Origin of the sequence: Niabella ginsenosidivorans, from assembly GCF_001654455.1 — a bacterium.
Taxonomy (GTDB): domain Bacteria; phylum Bacteroidota; class Bacteroidia; order Chitinophagales; family Chitinophagaceae; genus Niabella; species Niabella ginsenosidivorans.
In genome coordinates this window covers 1595057-1614967 of sequence record NZ_CP015772.1, presented here as the reverse complement: position 1 = coordinate 1614967, position 19911 = coordinate 1595057, and the positions used below count along the sequence as shown (strand labels likewise).

General features: G+C 44.5%; 21 protein-coding genes and 1 tRNA gene. 14 read left to right on the top strand and 8 right to left on the bottom strand.

Going from position 1 to position 19911, the window contains the following annotated elements:
• Positions 1-275: 275 nt before the first annotated feature.
• Both A8C56_RS06760 and A8C56_RS06745 read left to right on the top strand, forming a co-directional pair.
• A complete protein-coding gene (locus A8C56_RS06760) occupies positions 276-536 on the top strand; it encodes a hypothetical protein (RefSeq protein ID WP_157097897.1) in 261 nt (86 codons plus the stop codon).
• Between the two features lie 930 nt (positions 537-1466).
• Entirely contained in the window at positions 1467-2504 is a 1038-nt protein-coding gene (locus A8C56_RS06745; protein WP_067753674.1) for a LacI family DNA-binding transcriptional regulator, read from the top strand.
• Positions 2505-2637: 133 nt separating this feature from the next.
• On the opposite strand, the gene A8C56_RS06740 is transcribed toward A8C56_RS06745, so the two are convergent.
• The 3 genes from A8C56_RS06740 to A8C56_RS06730 are packed head-to-tail and all read right to left on the bottom strand — an operon-like array spanning position 2638 to position 4325.
• Positions 2638-2955 carry a DUF6686 family protein gene (locus tag A8C56_RS06740; RefSeq protein ID WP_157097896.1) on the bottom strand — a complete coding sequence of 106 codons (318 nt, stop codon included), beginning with the start codon at positions 2953-2955 and terminating at the stop codon, positions 2638-2640.
• Positions 2956-2976: 21 nt separating this feature from the next.
• On the bottom strand, positions 2977-3300 hold the full coding sequence (locus tag A8C56_RS06735) for a 2Fe-2S iron-sulfur cluster-binding protein (protein ID WP_218917261.1): 324 nt from the start codon (positions 3298-3300) through the stop codon (positions 2977-2979).
• Positions 3301-3320: 20 nt separating this feature from the next.
• Positions 3321-4325, bottom strand: a complete 1005-nt coding sequence (locus A8C56_RS06730; protein ID WP_067753669.1) for an NAD(P)/FAD-dependent oxidoreductase — start codon at positions 4323-4325, stop codon at positions 3321-3323.
• Here A8C56_RS06730 and A8C56_RS24365 point away from each other — a divergent pair.
• Positions 4320-4496, top strand: a complete 177-nt coding sequence (locus A8C56_RS24365; protein ID WP_157097895.1) for a hypothetical protein — start codon at positions 4320-4322, stop codon at positions 4494-4496. The two genes, A8C56_RS06730 and A8C56_RS24365, sit on opposite strands and share 6 nt — an antisense overlap.
• A gap of 309 nt (positions 4497-4805) precedes the next feature.
• Here A8C56_RS24365 and coaD read toward each other — a convergent pair whose 3' ends face one another.
• The 4 genes from coaD to A8C56_RS06710 all read right to left on the bottom strand — a co-directional run bounded on the left by coaD (position 4806) and on the right by A8C56_RS06710 (position 7548).
• Positions 4806-5276 carry a pantetheine-phosphate adenylyltransferase gene (coaD, locus tag A8C56_RS06725; RefSeq protein WP_067753666.1) on the bottom strand — a complete coding sequence of 157 codons (471 nt, stop codon included), beginning with the start codon at positions 5274-5276 and terminating at the stop codon, positions 4806-4808.
• Between the two features lie 17 nt (positions 5277-5293).
• Positions 5294-6220, bottom strand: coding sequence for an aspartate carbamoyltransferase catalytic subunit (locus A8C56_RS06720; RefSeq protein ID WP_067753663.1), 927 nt, complete (start codon positions 6218-6220; stop codon positions 5294-5296).
• A gap of 133 nt (positions 6221-6353) precedes the next feature.
• Positions 6354-6426 (bottom strand) — tRNA-Gly (locus A8C56_RS06715).
• A 222-nt stretch (positions 6427-6648) separates the two neighbouring features.
• Positions 6649-7548, bottom strand: a complete 900-nt coding sequence (locus tag A8C56_RS06710; protein WP_067753660.1) for a nucleotidyltransferase family protein — start codon at positions 7546-7548, stop codon at positions 6649-6651.
• 80 nt (positions 7549-7628) lie between these two features.
• Between A8C56_RS06710 and A8C56_RS06705 the strand changes: the two genes are divergently transcribed.
• The 9 genes from A8C56_RS06705 to A8C56_RS06660 all read left to right on the top strand — a co-directional run bounded on the left by A8C56_RS06705 (position 7629) and on the right by A8C56_RS06660 (position 15635).
• Complete coding sequence (locus A8C56_RS06705) at positions 7629-8504, top strand: 1-aminocyclopropane-1-carboxylate deaminase/D-cysteine desulfhydrase (RefSeq protein ID WP_067753657.1); 876 nt, start codon at positions 7629-7631, stop codon at positions 8502-8504.
• A 67-nt stretch (positions 8505-8571) separates the two neighbouring features.
• Positions 8572-9246, top strand: a complete 675-nt coding sequence (locus A8C56_RS06700; RefSeq protein ID WP_067753654.1) for a hypothetical protein — start codon at positions 8572-8574, stop codon at positions 9244-9246.
• Positions 9247-9653: 407 nt separating this feature from the next.
• Complete coding sequence (gene miaB / locus A8C56_RS06695; protein ID WP_067761699.1) at positions 9654-11075, top strand: tRNA (N6-isopentenyl adenosine(37)-C2)-methylthiotransferase MiaB; 1422 nt, start codon at positions 9654-9656, stop codon at positions 11073-11075.
• A 45-nt stretch (positions 11076-11120) separates the two neighbouring features.
• Positions 11121-12380 (top strand): sigma-54 interaction domain-containing protein, encoded by a 1260-nt coding sequence (locus A8C56_RS06690; RefSeq protein ID WP_067753651.1) that lies wholly within the window; start codon positions 11121-11123, stop codon positions 12378-12380.
• Positions 12361-12888 (top strand): LPS assembly lipoprotein LptE, encoded by a 528-nt coding sequence (gene lptE, locus A8C56_RS06685; RefSeq protein ID WP_067753649.1) that lies wholly within the window; start codon positions 12361-12363, stop codon positions 12886-12888. Before A8C56_RS06690 ends, lptE begins: the two co-directional genes overlap by 20 nt.
• 6 nt (positions 12889-12894) lie before the next feature.
• Positions 12895-13695: a hypothetical protein gene (locus tag A8C56_RS06680; protein WP_067753646.1), complete on the top strand. Its 801-nt coding sequence runs from the start codon at positions 12895-12897 to the stop codon at positions 13693-13695.
• A gap of 4 nt (positions 13696-13699) precedes the next feature.
• Positions 13700-14125, top strand: coding sequence for a preprotein translocase subunit SecG (gene secG / locus A8C56_RS06675; protein ID WP_067753643.1), 426 nt, complete (start codon positions 13700-13702; stop codon positions 14123-14125).
• Positions 14126-14514: 389 nt separating this feature from the next.
• On the top strand, positions 14515-15357 hold the full coding sequence (locus A8C56_RS06665; protein WP_067753637.1) for a hypothetical protein: 843 nt from the start codon (positions 14515-14517) through the stop codon (positions 15355-15357).
• Between the two features lie 35 nt (positions 15358-15392).
• On the top strand, positions 15393-15635 hold the full coding sequence (locus tag A8C56_RS06660; protein ID WP_067753634.1) for a hypothetical protein: 243 nt from the start codon (positions 15393-15395) through the stop codon (positions 15633-15635).
• Between the two features lie 466 nt (positions 15636-16101).
• Here the strand turns inward: A8C56_RS06660 and A8C56_RS06655 are convergent, their stop codons facing one another.
• The gene (locus tag A8C56_RS06655; RefSeq protein ID WP_245645788.1) at positions 16102-16446 is read right to left on the bottom strand and encodes an SET domain-containing protein-lysine N-methyltransferase; all 345 of its coding nucleotides are present in this window, start codon (positions 16444-16446) and stop codon (positions 16102-16104) included.
• Between the two features lie 142 nt (positions 16447-16588).
• Between A8C56_RS06655 and mgtE the strand changes: the two genes are divergently transcribed.
• Entirely contained in the window at positions 16589-17986 is a 1398-nt protein-coding gene (gene mgtE, locus A8C56_RS06650; RefSeq protein ID WP_179946960.1) for a magnesium transporter, read from the top strand.
• 83 nt (positions 17987-18069) lie between these two features.
• Complete coding sequence (gene glmS, locus A8C56_RS06645) at positions 18070-19908, top strand: glutamine--fructose-6-phosphate transaminase (isomerizing) (RefSeq protein WP_067753628.1); 1839 nt, start codon at positions 18070-18072, stop codon at positions 19906-19908.
• The last annotated feature ends 3 nt before the right edge of the window (positions 19909-19911 follow it).

The window sequence follows — 19911 nt, the reverse complement described above, 5'->3', positions numbered from 1 at the left end:
TGAAGCAATAGTGCCTTATTTTTTCTTTTATCAGCGAATACCCGGAACCAATTGTAAATAAAGCTGTATTAAAATAGCAACATTGATCAGATAAGGGATTTAACATTTTTATTGGCCTCTTTTAAATGATTTCATTTACCTTCGGAATAAAGCCGGGCTTAATACCGGTAACGGCTTTATCACCTGCAAGGCTACTTATATAATCAGCAATGTACCGTTTATTCAAACACTCACAGCCGGCGGTAGCAATTTTGAAAATAGCATAAACAAAAATTATGGTCACTAAAGAAATCAGCATTAAAGGAGTCACTGTTCATTCTTTTGTTCTGCACCAGATGGAGCAAAAGGCCCGTGAACTGAATGTAACCGGTGCCCTGATTACCCGGCCAGACGGCAACCTTACCATCATTTCAGGCACAGAGAACGATGTTACGACCTATGTATCCTGGTTTAAGAACATTGGAGAGGTCTATGGCTTTAACCCTGAAGTTAAAAATGTTGCTTTCAGGGCCTTTCACAAATTCTCACTTTCCTGACCTCTTGTACAGTAGTTATTCTTACAAGATTGTGTAGTAGCCGGTTCTTATGCGGCTAACCGAGGGCTTCCTGCACATTCCCCTCTATTTTGCCCCGGCTGTTTTTTAAGTGGCCCTGCCCTGTTTTCACAGTCATGAACGTATTCAAAAATTACCGGCGCTCTGCCGGAAACTTCTTACTTGTCTTTTTGTCCTTTGCTGCTACGGCGCAGACCAAGAGTTAAAAAACCCGGATGACCTGCTGCAGACGGAATATGCGTTTGCCAATATGGCAAAAGAAAGATCCATTAAGCAGGGGTTAGAGGCGGAGCACCATCAGGAACCGGTTATTATTTCAGCATCTGGAAAAAGGCGGCAGGCGGACACTTTACATTAATGCTCGATGGAGACATCACGCATACCGGAACGGCCGGCAGCAGCCTTCTGTAAGAGCCGCCCTTTCCCCGAACAGTTTTAACGGATGCTCTTCTCTTCAGGAGAGAGTTGTGTGGCTGGCAGACACAGCGTTCAGTGCGTTTCAGCAAAAAGCCGCAGCCAGTCCTGCAGATGCATACCGTTTCAATTTATCCTGCATGCCATTGCTGTTAAGATCCAATCAGCCCATGTTACTTACCTCAAAAACGATCCTCCGGTACTTTAATGCGCTTCCTAAAACAGCTTATCATTATCAGCAAACAGGCAGCAACCGTTCTTACACGGAAACCTGTTTTATTATTATGGGCAACCGGACATTGTTGATACCGATACCGGCAACTCTTTGCAAAAGGGCTATTTTGTACAGGTATGGCAGTAAGATGAATGGTCACATACGGATTTGACGCTGTTTGTAATAAGGCAAGACCGATACCAATTAAAAACAAGCCGCATAAAAATACGGGGTAAGCCCGCATACAAGGCATTTTTGAACAAACGATTGCAATAAATTAAAAAATGGCGCATTCAAAAATTACGATCAAAGAACTGGCAGAGAAAATGCAGTTGTCCATTTCCACCATTTCCAGGGCGCTGCATGACCATCCCAGTATTGGAAAAAAGACAACGAACGAGGTAAAAAAACTGGCTAAAAAACTGGGCTATTTTCCCAATTCCATTGCGTCCAATCTAAGACGTAACAAAACCCAAACGATCGGCGTAATTGCCCCGCGCATTGATATCTATTTCCACTCACATGTGATCAGCGGCATTGAAGAAGTGGCGTATAAAACGGGATATAATGTAACTATATTTCAATCGCACGACTCACTGGAACGCGAAATTAAGATCACACAGATCCTTCAGTCGAAAATGGTGGACGGGGTCATTGCCTGCATAGGTCTTGAAACAACCGACTGCTCTCATTTTGCCAAGTTTGACGAGCTGAATGTACCGCTGGTTTTCTATGACCGGGTAAGCAAGCACTTTGATGTGAGCAAAGTTGTTATTGACGATTTCGAAGCTGCATTTAAAGCAACGAAACATTTAATTCAGCTGGGACGCAGGAACATCTTTCATATTGCAGGACCGCAGTCTGCTGATATATTTAAAGCACGACAGGAAGGATATAAGGCCGCTTTAATCAAATACAATATAGCGGTCAACCACAAAATGATCCGCCATACCGCTGAGCTCAGCTATGAGGAAGGGGCCGGCTGTGCAAAGAAGATCCTCGCTTCAGGAATGATCCCGGATGGAATATTCTGCTCAAATGACTATACAGCCATTGACGCCATTCAGGTATTTAAAAAAGCAGGGTATCAGATTCCCAATGATATAGCCGTAGTAGGTTTCAGTAATTATCCCATCTCAAAGATACTGGATCCTACCCTTACCACTATTGACGACCGGGCATTTGAAATGGGCCAGGCAGCTGGCAAATTAATCATCCGCCAGATAGAGGATCCGGATCATACCATTGCAACCGAAACCATTGTTATTAAAACCAACCTTGTGGTCAGGGATTCAACTACTATTGATTCTGCCGGCGCTTAGTTCCCATTCCGTTAACAGCAACCGGCTGATGATCCATAATCTGCTTTTAATATAGTACAGTGCCCAACGGTCTTTGCAACCCGTTATACATTCAGGTAGTGGCCAACACTCCCAGGCTCAGCCAAGGTATTCATTAAAGCTGCTCCAGTATTGCATAGGTTTCAAAAAGGGCGGTAGCTTCGCTGAGCAGTTGTTCGAGTTTTTTCTGTTCCTGAAACGTCAGGCAAAGCGTAATGCCCTCTTCCAAAGGAATAAAAATATTTTTTACATTAGCAGCAGCTCGGGTCTTTTTGCAAAGACCTTCCAGGCGCACCGCCTGGCTGATCTCCCGGAAATATTCCGGCCGCATTTTGATCAGGGTCGTTCCAAAAGCAAGCTGTACCGATTTACAATCATGGCAAAAGACCACATAACCATCTGCGTTCTGAGCCAGTACCTGGAAATTGCACATAAATTTATCATTTAGGATCATTCATATTTCTTGCCCGCAGATACGGAATACAGCATTCTCAAGATCTTTGTCAATGCGCAGCTGGCAGGCCAGGCGACTGTTGGCCGTGACGTCGGGAAGGGTATCCAGCATATCGAGCTCTACATCATTCAGAGGCGGCAATTTCTCCATTCCTTCCAGTACCTGCACATGGCAGGTAGCGCATAAGGCCATTCCCCCGCAGGTGGCCAGTATATTATATTCATAGGCTTTCAGTGCTTCCATAAGGCTCAGGCTCATGTCATCCGGCACTTCAATCAACTGCCTTTGGCCGCTGCGGTCTTCAATTGTGATCGGAACCATCATAGTATATCCTTTTACTGCTGCTAAAATGAATGGATACCATTTACGGTTGTGTATTTAAAACTCAGCCGCTGATCGGGGTATACATATCTGAACGCGCTCTGGGCCATCATTGCAGCTTCATGAAACCCGCAGAGGATCAGTTTCAGCTTCCCGGGATAAGTATTGATATCGCCGATAGCATAGATGCCCGGTATATTCGTGGCATAATCCGTTGTCTGCACGGCTATAGCTGATTTTTCGATCTGAAGCCCCCAGTCAGCAATAGGCCCCAGCTTTGGGCTCAGGCCGAATAACGGGATCAGGTGATCGGCATTCAGAATGCTCACTCCATTTTTGTCGTCCGTTATATGAACATTCTTTAAATGACCGTTTCCTTCAATCCTTGAAATATTGGATTTCAGCACAAGACCGATCTTCCCGTCTTTGGCAAGCCGGAAAACCTTTTCAGCCGAATCGGGTGCGCCCCGGAACGTATCTCCCCGGTGCACCAGGGTTACTTTTGCCGCAATACCGGAAAGCAGGATCGTCCAGTCCAGCGCGGAATCGCCACCGCCGGCAAGGATGATCTCTTTATCCCTGAATAATTCAGGATCTTTAACAATATAGGAAACGCCTTTCCCCTCAAAATCTTCTAATCGTTCAATAACCGGTTTCCTGGGCTCAAAGCAACCCAGCCCTCCTGCAATTACGATCACTTTGCAGGAAACGGCTGTTCCGTCACCAGTGGTTACAGTAAAACCGTCCGCGGCATTACCCTGTATCTGCGCTACCCGCTCGCCCAGGGTAAAGGAAGGCTGAAAGGGTGCGATCTGCTGCATCAGGTTGTCAACAAGCTGCTGTGCTTTTACTTCCGGGTAGCCCGGTATATCATAGATAGGTTTCTGGGGATAAATTTCTGATAATTGTCCGCCAACCTGGGGCAGCGCATCCATAAGATGGCAGCGCATCTTCAGTAAACCAGCTTCAAAGACGGAAAATAATCCAACCGGCCCGGCTCCGATAACACATATATCTGTTGTATGCATATAGTTCTTTTAAACGGATGCAAAATAACTGCAGACGGGGCGATCGCTGTTTACGATATCAGAAAAATAATTGTCGGGATCGGGAAAAAAGGCATTCCTTCCGGCAAGGAAGAACTTCTGCTAATTAAAGAAGAGGGTGTATCAAAAGTCGTCATTTCGGGCAAAACGTAGTGTAGCCGAGAACTTTTTTCACCGAAGGTAAATCTCATAAAATGTTTTGTATTGATTATGAGATTTCTTCTTCCGAATCTATCGGGACAATATGACTGCTTTCTTTATTTTGAGACAGCCCTTTAACAAAACAGATTTTCATTTATTTACCGGTGGGCAGTCATCCGGCCAGAAATATTTCCTGATTATTGCACTACTCCCCACCCGATTTTAGCGGATGAAACGGGTAAAGGCTATAGCTAATTAAAAGTTTATCAGAACAGTTTTATTTTGGCTTCAAAAGAGCAGGCGTCCCGTACCCTGAAAGATCTAATCTTTTAAAGTAGAATACACAGCTTCGGGGAGAAAGGGGCTGGCATCTCCATTATTCTTAATGATATCCCTTACGATGGTAGAAGCAACAGAAGTATATTTTGGCTCTCCTGTCAGAAAGATCGTTTCAATGCTCCGGTCCAATGCCCGGTTGGCGTCTGCAATCGTTTTCTCATATTCAAAATCGCTTACATAGCGGATGCCCCGCAAAATAAAATTAGCGCCAATCTCCCTGCAAAAATTTACGGTAAGCCCTTCATAGATCCGGCCTTCAATGCGGTTGCTGTCCGGGTAAATGGCTTTGATCCAGCTCAGCCTTTTTTCCGCGCTGAACATAGGGCTCTTGGACGTGTTGATCCCGATGCCCACCACGATCTTATCAAACAAGGGCATGGCCCGGTTAATAATGTCTACATGGCCCAATGTGATCGGATCAAAGGTTCCGGGAAATAAGCAGATTTTTGCCATAAGGCTTTTTTAAAATTTTATTGATTCCTGTTCGACAGCAAATATAATACAGCCATCCGCACGGCCACCCCGTTTTCTACCTGCTGCAGAATAATCGACTGGCCGCTGTCTGCCACATCGCTGTCCAGCTCCACGCCCCTGTTAATAGGGCCGGGATGCATCACTACGATATCTTTTTTCAGCCCTTCCAGGAGTTTACGGCTGATGCCATAGGAAAGGTTGTATTCCCGCAGCGAGGAGAACAATACCTGGTTCTGGCGCTCTAACTGAATACGCAGCACATTGGCTACATCGCACCAGTTCAGTGTTTCCTCCAGGTTATAATTCACGGTTACTCCAAATGCTGCTTCTATATGCCTGGGTATGAGCGTAGGCGGGCCGCAAACCGTAACTTTTGCACCCATTTTGGTCAGGAGGTACATATTGCTCATTGCCACGCGGCTGTGCAGGATATCCCCGATGATGGCCACTTTTGTTCCTTCAAGCTTCCCCATCTTTTCCCTTATGGAAAAGGCGTCCAGCAGGCCCTGGGTAGGGTGCTCATTAATGCCATCTCCCGCATTTACAATGGCCGCCGGAATATGCTGTGCCAGGAAATGCGGCGCACCGGTGGCGCTGTGGCGCATTACCACCATATCCACTTTCATGGAAAGGATATTATTTACCGTATCCAGCAGGGTTTCACCTTTGGAAACAGAAGAACCGGAGGCTGTAAAATTAATGGTATCTGCAGAAAGCCGCTTCTCTGCCAGCTCAAAAGAGATCCGTGTACGGGTGGAGTTTTCATAAAACAGGTTCACGATGGTCACATCCCTTAAAGAAGGCACTTTCTTAACAGGTCTTTGCAGCACTTCCTTAAACTGAACGGCTGTGTCTAAAAAAAGAGAAATGTCGCCTTTTGTAAGGTCTTTAATACCCAGTAAATGTTTGGTGGAAAGCTTCATTAAAAAGCAAAGATAAGGGGCCGGCGGAAAAATGAGAAATGAGATTTGAGATTTCAGTCCTGATAGCTATCGGGATCAGCTTTCAGCGATCTGCTGCACTAATGATTACCGGTCTTCCCTCCGGAAGATTTTGAGCGGAAGACGGGACTCGAACCCGCTACCTACAGCTTGGGAAGCTGTCGCTCTACCAGGTGAGCTACTTCCGCTTTTAATCAGCGCGTAAATATAATTGATATTATGAAAAAACAGAAATGATAAATGAGATTTGAGGTTTCAGTTATTAATGGTCACTCTTCAGAACCATGAACTATTAACCATGGACCATCCCCTGCTCAGTTATCAGAATCACTAACCAGCATCCAGATAAAACCATCGACCATGCCCCCCACTCGCCACTTACCATTCCCTACTTACATAAACCATCCTCCTCAGCTCCCCCACAGGTTACTGCTGTACTCCCCTTTCCCGATCAGCTCATTTAATTGCTGCTGCACAGCCGGGGCATCTTCTTTATAGGTAACCCCAAACCAGGGAGCAGAGGTTTTGATCACTTTTACCACTCCGCCCTCTTTAATAAAATGATCCACCACGGCCGGGATCAGGAATTCCGATTTGGGAACCGTAAGGTTCTCTTTTATAAACTCCTTAAACTGTTCTTCATACAATTTATAGATGGAAGGATGAAAGCACCAGAAGTTCATGGACACGGTCGTATCTTTTGACAGTTCTTTTGGTTCCAGGCCGTCTTCTGCCACCACCACAGCTCCTTTCTCTGCAATATTATAACGCTCCACAACACTTTTTAAATTCCCCTTTTCATCCAGACCACATACTCCCCTGTTTACCGTACCATGATCAGACAGGGTATTCATCAGATTATAACCAACAACCGCATATGTTTTTTCATCAGCCTGCGTGGTTAAAAATTCATACGCCTTTTTAAAAGAGTCAGCGCCATAAAAATCATCCGCATTAATAACTGCAAAAGGCTCATTTACCACCCATTTTGTGCTCAGCACAGCATGCCCGGTGCCCCAGGGTTTGGTGCGTTCCGCAGGAATCTCTGCCCCGTCCAGGAACAGATCCAGCTCTTGGAATGCAAATTCGTAGTTCACTTTGCCATCCAGTTTGGAAGCAAACAGCTCTCTGAAATTGGATTCAAACTGTTTTCTTATTAAAAAAACGATTTTACCAAACCCTGCCTTAATCGCATCCGCAATCGAATAATCCATAATGGTTTCACCGGAAGGGCCAAAGGCCTCTACCTGTTTCATACTTCCGTAACGGGATGCCATGCCGGCAGCTAAGATCACTAATGTTGGTTTCATATTTACAACTGATTATTTTAAAATTCGGATGCCAAAAATAGGTAAATTAGCCATCCGACACACCGGATCATAAAAAAGTAATGCAGCAGATTCAGGAAGATTTAGCCCATTTAAGTCATATACCCTGGTTAAGCAATCAGCGAACCAATGTGTATGTGCTCCGGCTGGATAATATTCACCCGCTCATCAGCGGCAACAAATGGTACAAACTGCGTTATTACCTGAAGGAAGCCAAAGAGCAGCACAAAAAGGTGGTCACTTTTGGGGGAGCTTATTCCAATCATATACTGGCAACGGCTGCAGCATGTAAATTATACGGATTGGAATGCGCAGGCATCATTCGCGGGGAAGCGCCTGCCCGCTATTCCGAAACCCTTACTGATGCTGCCTCCCATGGCATGGAGCTGCATTTCATAAGCCGCGAAGCCTACGCAGCCAAACAGGTGCCTGAAACCTTAACAGGCAAACAGTATTATGTGATTCCTGAAGGTGGCTACGGGCACCTGGGGATGCTGGGCGCTGCCACCATTCCTTTTCCTGCCGGTTTTTTTGATGCGGTTTGCTGCGCTACGGGCACCGGAACCATGATGGCAGGGCTGATCTGCGCATCCGGTAACAAGACAAAAGTAACGGGCTTCAGCGTTTTAAAAAATCATAACAGCTTAACGCAGGAAATAACCGCACTGTTACCTGAAAATGTTCAAAAGAACTTTTCAGTAAATGACTCCTTTCACTTTGGTGGCTACGCCCGGTACAATGCGGAATTAATCCGTTTTATGAATCAGCTTTATACAGCAACAGGCATTCCTACTGATTTTGTATATACCGGCAAACTTTTTTACGGTGTTAAAGCCTTGCTGGCTACGGGGTTTGGGGAATGCCGCAACCTCCTGACCGTTCATAGCGGCGGGTTACAGGGCAACCGGTCACTGCCAAAAGGAACGTTAATTTTTTAACTTTTAAGTGCAGCCACCCTATCTTTGTTTAATACTCATCCAATAAGGAAGATACATCGCTCAGGACATGAAAAAAATATTATTGTTACTATTGACCGGCATTATACTCAGTAATGGTTCTTTTGGCCAGGAAGATCTTCCCAAAGATTTCTCTGTATTTAAAGTAGGAAAACGGGTCATTGTATCCTGGACACACAATTTCCCGTCAGTAAAAATGATATCGGTACAGCGCTCCTTTGACAGCAGCAGGGGGTTCCAGTCTATCGGTTCCCCACCGGATCCGAACCTGAAAGATAACGGGGTTTCTGATCCCAACCCGCCTAACGACAGCATGTATTACCGGGTATATGTGCTGCTGAATGGTGGAAAATATGCAATGACCAAAGCCAAACGCCCAATGGTAGATACTTCCGGCTATGTAGGAAATTACGGAGACGTGAATGTGAACAACGCACCGGCCCAGACAACAGATTTTTTACCGGCAGGGTTTGTACAGTCAAAATATATTTTCGTCACCCCTGATAAATATGTGCGCGTGGAGCTGCCGGGCGACAAACGAAAATATGATATCAAATTCTTTAATGAGAACTACCAGCCCATCCTTGAATTAAAAGATGTAAAAGAAAAACGGTTCAAATTAGACCGCTCTTATTTTTATAAAGCCGGGTATATAAATTTTGAGCTGTATGCAGACGGGAAAGTACTGGAAAAATACAAATTATACCTGCCTAAGGACTTTTAGGATAGAGCGTTAAGATTACCGTTTTCGGCCATCAGTTATCAGTTCCAATAGAATACGCTGACTCTCGATGAATAAGAATGCTGTCTGCGATGATCTGCGTATTCTGCAGGAACATAACAATACCTCCACTTTGAGATAAGACTACATCCCTGTATAGTATAAAATCTCCACCCCTATCAGGGCGGGCTTTCAGAATCCGGAATCAGGCACTAATATAAACTATGAACTATCGGCCAAGGACTATGGACTTATAACCACCATCCGGCTATAAGTGCTCAGTTATCAGAATCGGGCGACCAGAAACCAGCATCCAGTATCCATTAGAATTAACATTTTCCTACTGTCATCCTGTCATACAAACTAGCAAATTGCCTATCTTTGCCCCTTTATTTAATTTAAAAGAAGATATGTTAGACTTAGCTACCACAAAGGTACATGATGAGCAGCGCCAGGGAGAGAGTTTTGCGCCTTTTAAGGAGGACCCGAATGCCTATAACAAGCTTTTTTATATTGAAAGCTATGGCTGCCAGATGAACTTTGCTGATAGTGAGGTAGTTGCAGCTATATTAAATAAAGAAGGATTTGGCGCCACCCGGAAGGTGGAGGAAGCCGATCTTATTTTCATCAATACCTGCTCCATCCGCGAAAAGGCGGAACAGACCGTTCGCAAGCGGCTGACCGATTTTAAAAAGTTAAAGACAGCGCGGCCCGGAACACTGATTGGGGTATTGGGCTGCATGGCCGAACGGCTGAAATCAAAGTTCCTGGAAGAAGAAAAGCTGGTAGATATTGTAGTGGGTCCGGATGCTTACCGCAGCCTTCCCCGCCTGGTAGACGAAGCCAATGAAGGCCAGAAAAGCGTAAATGTATTACTGAGCCGTGAGGAAACCTATGCTGATATTGCGCCCGTCCGGCTCAACAGCAACGGTATCAGCGCCTTTGTAAGCATTATGCGCGGCTGTAATAATATGTGCTCCTTCTGCGTGGTGCCGTTTACAAGAGGAAGAGAGCGCAGCAGGGACGCAGAAAGCATTGTACAGGAATGCAGGGATCTTTTTGAAAACGGTTATAAAGAAGTAACCCTGCTGGGGCAAAACGTGGATTCTTACCACTATATACCAAAAGACGGAAACGAAAGCGACGCCGTCAGCTTTGCAAAGCTCCTGGAAAAAGTGGCCCTGATCGCACCTGAATTAAGGGTGCGTTTTTCCACTTCGCACCCCAAGGATATTACTGATGAGGTGCTGCATACCATGGCCGCCTACGAAAATATCTGCAAATGCATTCACCTGCCTGTTCAAAGCGGCTCTACGCGCATATTACAGCTGATGAACCGCACTTACACCCGCGAATGGTACATAAAGAAAGTGGATCGTATCCGGGAGATCCTGCCGGATTGCAGCATTACCTCCGATATTATTGCCGGGTTCTGTACAGAAGAAGAGCAGGACCATCAGGATACTTTATCCGTTATGGACTACAGCCGGTATGATCTCAGCTATATGTTCTTTTACAGCGAGCGCCCGGGCACACTGGCACAGCGGCGTTATAAGGATGATGTGCCTTTGGAGCTGAAGAAACAACGCCTGCAGGAGATCATTGAAAAACAAAATCAGCTCTCGCTGGAAAATTATAAAAAAGATATCGGCCGCACTTTTAAAGTGCTGATCGATGGCGACAGTAAGCGCAGCGCTGCAAACTGGGTGGGCAGGAATTCGCAAAACAAGGTAGTAGTGTTTCCCAAGAATGGAGCACATAAAAAAGGCGATTATGTAATGGTGCAGATCAATGATTGCACGCAGGCAACTTTGTTCGGAACAATTATTTAACCCGGTTGATCGTTTATTGTATTAGCGGGAACGTAAGATTAAACAATGGATTTACAATCAATAAAAAACAGGTTTAACATCATTGGTAATTCACCGGAGTTAAACTATGCATTACAGGTAGCTGTACAGGTGGCCAATACTGACCTTACCGTGCTGATCATCGGAGACAGCGGTGTGGGCAAGGAAGCTTTTTCTTCCATCATTCATTCGCTCTCCTCCAGGAAGCACAACCCGTTCATTGCCGTGAACTGCGGGGCCATTCCGGAAGGTACGATCGACTCTGAATTGTTCGGTCATGAAAAAGGATCTTTTACCGGCGCTGTGGATGCCCGCAAAGGCTATTTTGAAACGGTGAACGGCGGTACTATTTTTTTGGACGAGATCGGGGAAATGCCCCTGGGCACACAGGCCCGCTTATTACGGGTTCTGGAAGCCGGTGAATATATCCGTGTAGGGTCCAGTAAAGTGCAGAAAACCGATGTGCGCGTTATTGCCGCTACTAATAAAGACCTGCTAAAGCTGGTAGAGCAAAATAAATTCAGGGAAGACCTTTATTACCGCCTGAGCACCGTGCCCATCCGGGTGCCCTCCCTCTCCGCCAGGAAAGAAGACATTGTATTACTGTTCAGGAAATTTGCAGCAGATTTTGCTGACAAATACAAAACACAGTCGGTACAACTGGATGAAGATGCTAAAAACCTGCTGCTGGAGTACCCCTGGCCGGGCAATATCCGGGAGCTGAAGAATATTGCAGAACAGATCTCTGTGCTTTCAGAGAACAAACAGATCTCCGCAAAAGAGCTTAGCCGCTACCTGCAGCCTTATTCCAATAACCGCCTGCCGGCCCTGTCATCAGCGCCACCGCAGAACGAATTCCAGAATGAACGGGAGATCTTATACAAACTTTTTTTCGATATGAAAAAGGACGTGAACGAACTCAAACGCATGTTCCTGGAGGTGTTGCAGAACCCTGCTGTTGCCGCACAGAATCCTGCTCTCATTAACGAATTGAAGGATCTGGGCAACGGCAGTCATGATTCAGGTTATCTTCCTTCTGCACCTGCTGCATACCAGCCGGTACAGCTGGGCATTCCGCAACCGGCCACACCAATGATTGTGGACAACACTATTGATGAGCATGAAGAGGTGGATGAAAGTCTGAACATCATGGAAAAAGAAAAAGAACTGATCATAAAGGCACTGAAAAAACATCGGGGTAAAAGAAAAGACGCCTCTATGGATCTGGGCATCAGTGAACGTACCCTGTACAGAAAATTAAAGGAATATGATATTGAAGAATTATAAAGGGTTTTTCTTTTTAGTAACCATTCTGATAATGCTGGTGCTTGCATTTGTACAAACAGGATGTAAAGTTTATCGCTTTAAGGACGTAAGCATTCCTGATACGATTAAGGTGGTAAAAGTAAATATGATACAGAATAAAGCCTCTTATGTAAATCCCAACCTCGCGCCCAAACTTACAGATGCGCTGAAGCAGAAGATCGTAAGCCAGACGAAAATGACCCAAACAAACGGGGATGATGCAGACTGGGAGATCAGCTGCACAATAACCACATACTCTTTTTCTACTTCAGGTATTTCTAATCAACGGGTGAATACCAACCGTTTAAATGTGGGAATTCATATAGAAATTAATGATAAGCGGGCCCAGAAGGTGAATAAATATGATGTATCCAGGAGCTTTGATTATGATGGGTCAATGGCTTTGCAGCAGGCAGAGCAAAGCCTGGAAAGCGATATGCTTAAAAGTTTAACGGATGATATTTTCAACAGGATCTTTTCAAACTGGTAAAAGGCTATGAATAATTTTATTAACGCAATTACCGAAGCAGTGCTGCCTGCTAAATATCATGCGTCTTCCGTGTTTGAAATGGAAACGCTTGCAGAAGAACATCCCTATTCGGCGGCATTGCAATTGTTGCTGGCGGCCCGTTTGCATGAAGCCAATGATCCCTCTTTAAAAAAACAGTGGCAAAAAACACTGCTTTATTTTAAAGACCCGTTGTTTTTGCAATACCAGTTCTATGCAAAGAACAACGAAATAAGAAAAACCGGAGAACCGGCCGCGCATAATTCTCATGAGGCAGAGGTTGTTGATCATAAGATTGAAACAACACCCTTGCCCGCCATTATAGCATCCGGAACCCCGCAACAGGCCCCCCTGCCGGCTGCTTCCGGAACAACTGACATTCCCGGAATAAAATTAGAACCGCTGGATGCTGCAAAAGCCGACCTGCTTTTTACGCCCTATTACACGGTAGATTATTTTGCGGCACAGGGCATCAAATTAAATGACGACGCCAATGCATCAGACCGTTTTGGCACCCAGTTGAAAAGTTTTACTTCATGGCTGAAAGAGATGCGGCGGCTGCCGGATGCCACAACCGGGATCAGATTAAGCTCCAAAGGGGCTGCTGAAATAGAAAAAATGGCCGAGCAATCGCTCAGCGGGAAAAATGAAGAAACAGCAGCTATGGCAGAAGTATGGGCCAAACAGGGCAACAAAGACAAAGCAATTGAGATCTATCAAAAATTAAGTTTGCAAAATCCCTCTAAAAGGGCTTATTTTGCAGCCAAAATTGAACATTTAAAGAAATAGGAACATGTTAACAACGCTTTTCGTTATCCTCATTATAATAGCAGCCATTGTTCTGGGCTTTTTCGTTTTAATACAAAATCCCAAAGGCGGTGGCCTGGCAGGAACATTTGGTGGCGTGAGCAGCCAGTTTATGGGTGTAAAACAAACCAACGACGTTTTAGAAAAAGGTACCTGGATCTTTGCAACCGTAATAGGTCTTTTAAGCCTGTTTGCTACTTTTTTCATTAGTGGCTCACAGGCCGGAGGCGCCCAACGGTTACAGGACATCAGCACGCAACCCGTACAGCAGGCACAACCGCAGCCACAGCAGGGCGGCGCACCTGCGGTACCTTTTAACGGCGGCACACAAGCCCAGCCGGGAACACAGGCCGCACCGGTACAAACAGCCCCGCTTCCTTCAGCCGCTCAGCCTGATTCCGGGAAAAAATAGGATGCAATAAATTTATTGACAGCAAAGCCGGTTTTAAAAGAACCGGCTTTTTTTTTAAAAAATGTGTACCTCATACTATAAAATTTAATGCTGACAATGAAGCTCTTAACCCTATATTGATATTTTTGTTTATATGGCACGGAATCCGTTTATTTGAAAATTACCTGTCATTTAATGACCGACACAACAGACATAAGACGCCAATTTTTAAACTCGTTAAAACGTGGGACAGGCGAAGCGTATTTCATCGTGAAAAACAATCCCAAAATTGACTTTTCAAATCAAATCATAAAAGGTGCTTTGTACATTTTCGCCATGACGGGCAATGTGAAGGAAATCGGGTGCAATATATTTTTGACATTATTTCTGTTTCAAAACAACGCTTTACAATGACACGACCAATTACAATCTTACTGACCTTTTTAAGCTTAAACGTATTCGGACAAGACAATCCGACTGAACAAGCGCAGCCTATTGTTGCTGAGGGTAAACGACTTTATAAATCCGAAATGGCTTCATGGCATGGTACTGACCTTTTTTTAGAAAATTATAAAGACAGAACAAATGTTGGTGGTTATTTTTCTTATCCGGAAAACGATATTACAAAGTGTGTTTTCTTTTCAAAGGCAGACAAACCAAAAGTAATCGGAACAATTTCGTTTGACAGCACCTACAATACAAAAACAGCAACAACCGACTTGAATGAACGAGATTTTACTTCAAACGAAAACAACCTTTATGCAATAAGAAAGATTGCGTTAGCTACTATTAATTCAGATGCTTTATTCAAGACTTACAAAAACACGAATCTAAATTTAATTCCGCTTATCAATAACAACGAAAAGAAGGTTTATATATTGACAGGACCTAAACAAAACGGAGTCGTTATTTTTGGCAATGATTATCTGCTTACGTTTGACAAAAACAATAATCTAATAAGCAAAAAGCGACTACATAGAAACATTATTCCGATCAATTACGGAGGCAAGGAAGAAGAAGGAAAAGAAATTGAAGGAACAATTCATTCACATTTGCCAGGGACAGGAGATTTTATTACCGCAACAGATATTTGTACACTAATGCTGTATGAAAAATTTGCAAAATGGAAACAGCATAATGTTGTTTCCCGAAAATATCTGAACATTTGGAACTGTTTGACAGACCAACTAACGGTTATTCCGATGAGTACAATTGACAAAATAAAGAAAGACCAGGAAAAACGAAACAAGTAAAAGCAAAATGGTAGTTCATCCAATCAGCTAAAACTATGAAAACAGGAACAAAAATTATTATCGCAATTGCCGGTTTCATTGTCTTTTGTGCTTGGATAACAAACCAAATAGATGGCATTAAAAAAGCCAAATGGCTTATCAGAACCTGGGAAAACAAAACTCCGGAAGGAAGTATTTACGAAACCTGGAATAAAACAAACAATACTGAATTTGCAGGGAAAAGCTATATTGTAAAAGAAAAAGACACCATTGTTTTTGAAAACATACAGAGAGTGTAAAATAAATTGTGTAGGGTCTACCTGAAAATGTGATTTGGTTTTCATATATTAATAATTTATTAAATATGTTTTCATATATCGGGAGTCATTCCCGTTATTTGTTATCATTAAGCTGATCTTTTCTCGATATTTTTGAGATTACAGGCTATTTTATTGTCAGCAGGGCATAGGGTTCCTTTGAGGCGGTTTTTTTTAGGGTTCAGGGCTCTATTAAGCGACAGACTTTAATCGTTGCTTTTCTGTAGCTGCTGCCCGCATCCGTTTAGAGACCAGGTTGGCATTACAGGTAAGCAAACTAAAAAAGACTATAAAGTTATATATCATTATTCTACACTATAAAAAATTCGCTCTCGGCTTTAATCCGGTACATTGCTTTAGCGCCGCAGCCCGCGCTTTCACTTGCCGGAAAGGCAACAGGCTGTGATAAGTTCATAAAGAGCATTTGCAGGTTTACAACTTCTTTTCGCTATAACACTTCAAACCAAACCGGCCGATCCGAATCCCAGGAACCGCCATAATTAATAAAGAGCTCCTCTCCCGCTTCAATTGCCCTTACCGTTCGGATCTGTATCGATGTGGTTGCGTAATCCATTTCGTATTCACAATTGCTGCGGTATGCATGGTTATAAATCGGTATCCAGCCCAGGGCCATAGCGCATTGCGTCCCCTCCTCTCCCCATTCAAAAATATAATCGTGCAACAGCGTCTGGTCCAGCAGTACCCGGTCTTTAGGAGGCATCACGATCACCGGGGCTATTTCAATTACCGACCCCGCAGTTATAGGAGCGCTCGTAAAGACTCCTTTTCCCATTTTTCCGGTTTCAGCTATATATAAACAAGGAGCGATCATCCCGAATCATTTCTGCAAAAATAACAGTCCGTCCGGTATTGCTTCATGTATTAAATTTTCAATTCTTTGTTTACAAAGTAAATGAACTTCGTACTTTTGACGCATGTCTTTTGAGCAGGAAGAAGATAAAGCATTAGTAGACTCATTTCAGGAGGTCATTGCCACAAAGGATAAACTGGAAATCAAAAAATTTTTAGATGCCCAGAATATCACGGATGTGGTAGAGCTGATCTATGAGCTCCCGGAATACGAAAGCCAGATCATTGCCAATATGTCTGTGCATAGGGCTACCAGTGTCTTCAAACTTCTGGAAACCAGTAATCAAAAGAACATTATACAGGAGCTTCCCCCCAATAAGGCAGCCGAATTATTAAACGACCTGCCGGCGGATGACCGTACTGATTTCCTGGAAGAACTGCCTGCCAACGCAGTAAGGGAACTGATCAAGCTGCTGGACCCGGAAGAACGGAAAATAACACTGTCTCTTTTGGGCTACCCGGAAAACAGCATCGGGCGTTTGATGAACCCCGATTATGTTTATGTATATGCCTACAATACAGTGGCCGAGGTTTTTGATATTATCAGAAAATATGGCAAGAACAGCGAGGCCATCAACGTGATCTACGTTATTAACCGTAAGGGAGAATTGCTGGATGATATCCGTATCGGGGAGTTTATTTTAAGCGCGCCGGACACCAAAGTTTCGGACCTGATGGATGAACGGAAGGTGGTTTCCCTGAATGCTTACGACGACCAGGAAACAGCCGCTGAGATCTTTAAAATGAACAACCGCATTGCCTTGCCGGTGGTCACGGAAGAGAACAAGCTGCTGGGCATTGTAACAATTGATGATATCCTGTGGGTAACTACCGAAGAATTCAGTGAGGACATGCAGAAAATGGGGGGTACCCAGGCATTTGAAGAGCCTTACCTGGATATAAACCTGTTTAAGCTCTATAAAAAACGGGTGGGCTGGCTCATCATCCTCTTTCTCAGCGAAATGCTTACGGCCACCGCCATGCAGCATTTTGAAGTAGAAATAGAAAAAGCAGCACTCCTGGCAATATTCATTCCGCTGATCATGAGCAGCGGGGGCAACAGCGGTTCTCAGGCCTCTACACTGATCATACAGGCAATGACACTGGGTGAGGTTTCCATAAAAGACTGGTGGCACATCATGAGAAGAGAAATATTTTCCGGCCTGCTGCTGGGGGTTACACTGGGCGCTATAGGCTTTATACGGATCACCATATGGCAGCACCTGCACCTGTATGATTACGGCCAGCACTGGATGCTGGTAGGCCTTACCATATTTTTTACCCTGCTGGGTATTGTGCTGTGGGGCAGCCTGATAGGCTCCATGCTGCCTATTATTTTAAAACGGCTGAAGCTGGACCCGGCCACCTCCTCTGCGCCATTTGTAGCTACCCTGGTGGATGTAACCGGTATTATTATCTATTTTTCTGTGGCCTATACCGTATTGAGGGGCACTTTATTATAAACTAACGAATTTTTAATAGAAATGTGCAATCGTTTGCACATTTTTTTTATTTACTTTGCTGCCTTTAATAAAACAGGTTAATTATGTGCGGAATCGTTGGTTATACTGGAAACAAACAGGCCTACCCTATTATTATAAAAGGCTTAAAACGGCTGGAATACCGGGGCTATGACAGTGCCGGAGTGGCTATAATGGATAAAGATCAGCTAAAGATCTATAAAAAGAAAGGAAAAGTTTCCGACCTGGAAGACGCCATCGGCACCAAAAATGTTCAGGGCACTACCGGTATTGGCCATACCCGCTGGGCAACTCATGGCGAGCCGAGCGATAAAAATGCGCATCCGCATATTTCTAAAAGCGGTAAGATCGCCATGATCCATAATGGCATTATTGAAAATTATACGCAGTTAAAAAACGAATTGGCAAAAAAAGGATACGAATTTTCCAGTGATACGGATACCGAAGTGCTGTTGAATTTTATTGATGAGATCCGGTTGCAGAATGAGTGCTCACTGGAGGAAGCAGTAAGGGTTGCATTAAAACGCGTAACAGGCGCCTATGTTATCCTTTTAATAGAAACCGACAACCCGGATACCATCATTGCGGCCCGCAAGGGCAGCCCGCTGGTGATCGGCGTTGGTAAAAATGAGCATTTCCTGGGCTCGGATGCCTCCCCTATGCTGGAATATACAAAAGAGGTGGTTTATATCAATGACTACGAGCTGGCAATTGTAAAGCCGGATCAGCTGATACTTAAAAATCTTGGCAACGAACTTATAACGCCCTATGTTCAGAAACTGGATCTGGAACTGGCCGCCATTGAAAAAGGCGGGTTTGACCATTTTATGCTGAAGGAGATCTTTGAGCAGCCACAGACCATTTTTGATTGTATGCGGGGGCGACTGAATGCAGCGACCGGAAGCATTACCATGTCGGGCATCCAGCAACATGCAGACCAGATCATTAATGCCAACCGTATTGTGATCATTGCCTGCGGAACAAGCTGGCATGCAGGTTTGGTAGCAGAATACATTTTTGAAGAGCTGTGCCGGATCAATGTAGAAGTAGAATATGCATCGGAGTTCCGCTACAGGAACCCCGTCATCAACCAGGGAGATGTGATACTGGCGGTAAGCCAAAGCGGAGAAACAGCAGATACACTGGTAGCCATTGAAAAAGCAAAAGAAAAAGGAGCACTGATCCTTGGCGTGGTAAACGTGGTAGGGTCTTCCATAGCTAGGAGCAGTCATGGTGGCGCTTATACGCATGCCGGCCCGGAAATAGGAGTAGCATCTACCAAAGCATTCACTGCGCAACTGGTAGTATTAACCATGATCGCTTTAAAGATCGCATATCTGAAGGGCTCCGTAGATGATGCCCGGTACAGAAAATTACTGACAGAACTAGACCTTATCCCGGAGAAGGTGGCATGGATCCTTAATCATCACGAACAGATCAGATCGGTAGCTGAAAAATATAAAGATGCCAGTGATTTTCTCTATCTGGGGCGCGGGTATAACTTCCCGGTTGCCCTGGAAGGCGCTTTAAAGCTGAAAGAGATCTCCTATATTCACGCGGAAGGATACCCTGCAGCGGAAATGAAACACGGCCCTATTGCGCTTGTAGACGAGCAATTGCCGGTAGTATTCGTTGCTACAAAGGATGCTTACCACGATAAGATCATAAGCAATATGCAGGAGATCAGAGCACGCAAAGGAAAAGTGATCGGTATTATTACCGAAGGCGACGAAACAAGCGCAGCTTTATGCGACGATTATATCAGCGTTCCGGAGGCAGATGAGATTGTAGCACCGATGTTGTCGGTTATTCCGCTGCAGTTACTCTCCTACTTTATTGGCATTGCAAAGGAATGCAATGTAGATCAGCCAAGGAATCTCGCAAAAAGCGTTACTGTAGAATAAGCC

Bases quoted from the DNA above. Each gene is read 5' to 3' on its own strand.
- A8C56_RS06760 (WP_157097897.1), top strand. From the start codon at position 276: ATGGTCACTAAAGAAATCAGCATTAAAGGAGTCACTGTTCATTCTTTT.
- A8C56_RS06745 (WP_067753674.1), top strand. From the start codon at position 1,467: ATGGCGCATTCAAAAATTACGATCAAAGAACTGGCAGAGAAAATGCAG.
- A8C56_RS06740 (WP_157097896.1), bottom strand. From the start codon at position 2,955: ATGTGCAATTTCCAGGTACTGGCTCAGAACGCAGATGGTTATGTGGTC.
- A8C56_RS06735 (WP_218917261.1), bottom strand. From the start codon at position 3,300: ATGATGGTTCCGATCACAATTGAAGACCGCAGCGGCCAAAGGCAGTTG.
- A8C56_RS24365 (WP_157097895.1), top strand. From the start codon at position 4,320: ATGCATATAGTTCTTTTAAACGGATGCAAAATAACTGCAGACGGGGCG.
- A8C56_RS06730 (WP_067753669.1), bottom strand. From the start codon at position 4,325: ATGCATACAACAGATATATGTGTTATCGGAGCCGGGCCGGTTGGATTA.
- coaD (WP_067753666.1), bottom strand. From the start codon at position 5,276: ATGGCAAAAATCTGCTTATTTCCCGGAACCTTTGATCCGATCACATTG.
- A8C56_RS06720 (WP_067753663.1), bottom strand. From the start codon at position 6,220: ATGAAGCTTTCCACCAAACATTTACTGGGTATTAAAGACCTTACAAAA.
- A8C56_RS06710 (WP_067753660.1), bottom strand. From the start codon at position 7,548: ATGAAACCAACATTAGTGATCTTAGCTGCCGGCATGGCATCCCGTTAC.
- A8C56_RS06705 (WP_067753657.1), top strand. From the start codon at position 7,629: ATGCAGCAGATTCAGGAAGATTTAGCCCATTTAAGTCATATACCCTGG.
- A8C56_RS06700 (WP_067753654.1), top strand. From the start codon at position 8,572: ATGAAAAAAATATTATTGTTACTATTGACCGGCATTATACTCAGTAAT.
- miaB (WP_067761699.1), top strand. From the start codon at position 9,654: ATGTTAGACTTAGCTACCACAAAGGTACATGATGAGCAGCGCCAGGGA.
- A8C56_RS06690 (WP_067753651.1), top strand. From the start codon at position 11,121: ATGGATTTACAATCAATAAAAAACAGGTTTAACATCATTGGTAATTCA.
- lptE (WP_067753649.1), top strand. From the start codon at position 12,361: ATGATATTGAAGAATTATAAAGGGTTTTTCTTTTTAGTAACCATTCTG.
- A8C56_RS06680 (WP_067753646.1), top strand. From the start codon at position 12,895: ATGAATAATTTTATTAACGCAATTACCGAAGCAGTGCTGCCTGCTAAA.
- secG (WP_067753643.1), top strand. From the start codon at position 13,700: ATGTTAACAACGCTTTTCGTTATCCTCATTATAATAGCAGCCATTGTT.
- A8C56_RS06665 (WP_067753637.1), top strand. From the start codon at position 14,515: ATGACACGACCAATTACAATCTTACTGACCTTTTTAAGCTTAAACGTA.
- A8C56_RS06660 (WP_067753634.1), top strand. From the start codon at position 15,393: ATGAAAACAGGAACAAAAATTATTATCGCAATTGCCGGTTTCATTGTC.
- A8C56_RS06655 (WP_245645788.1), bottom strand. From the start codon at position 16,446: ATGGGAAAAGGAGTCTTTACGAGCGCTCCTATAACTGCGGGGTCGGTA.
- mgtE (WP_179946960.1), top strand. From the start codon at position 16,589: ATGTCTTTTGAGCAGGAAGAAGATAAAGCATTAGTAGACTCATTTCAG.
- glmS (WP_067753628.1), top strand. From the start codon at position 18,070: ATGTGCGGAATCGTTGGTTATACTGGAAACAAACAGGCCTACCCTATT.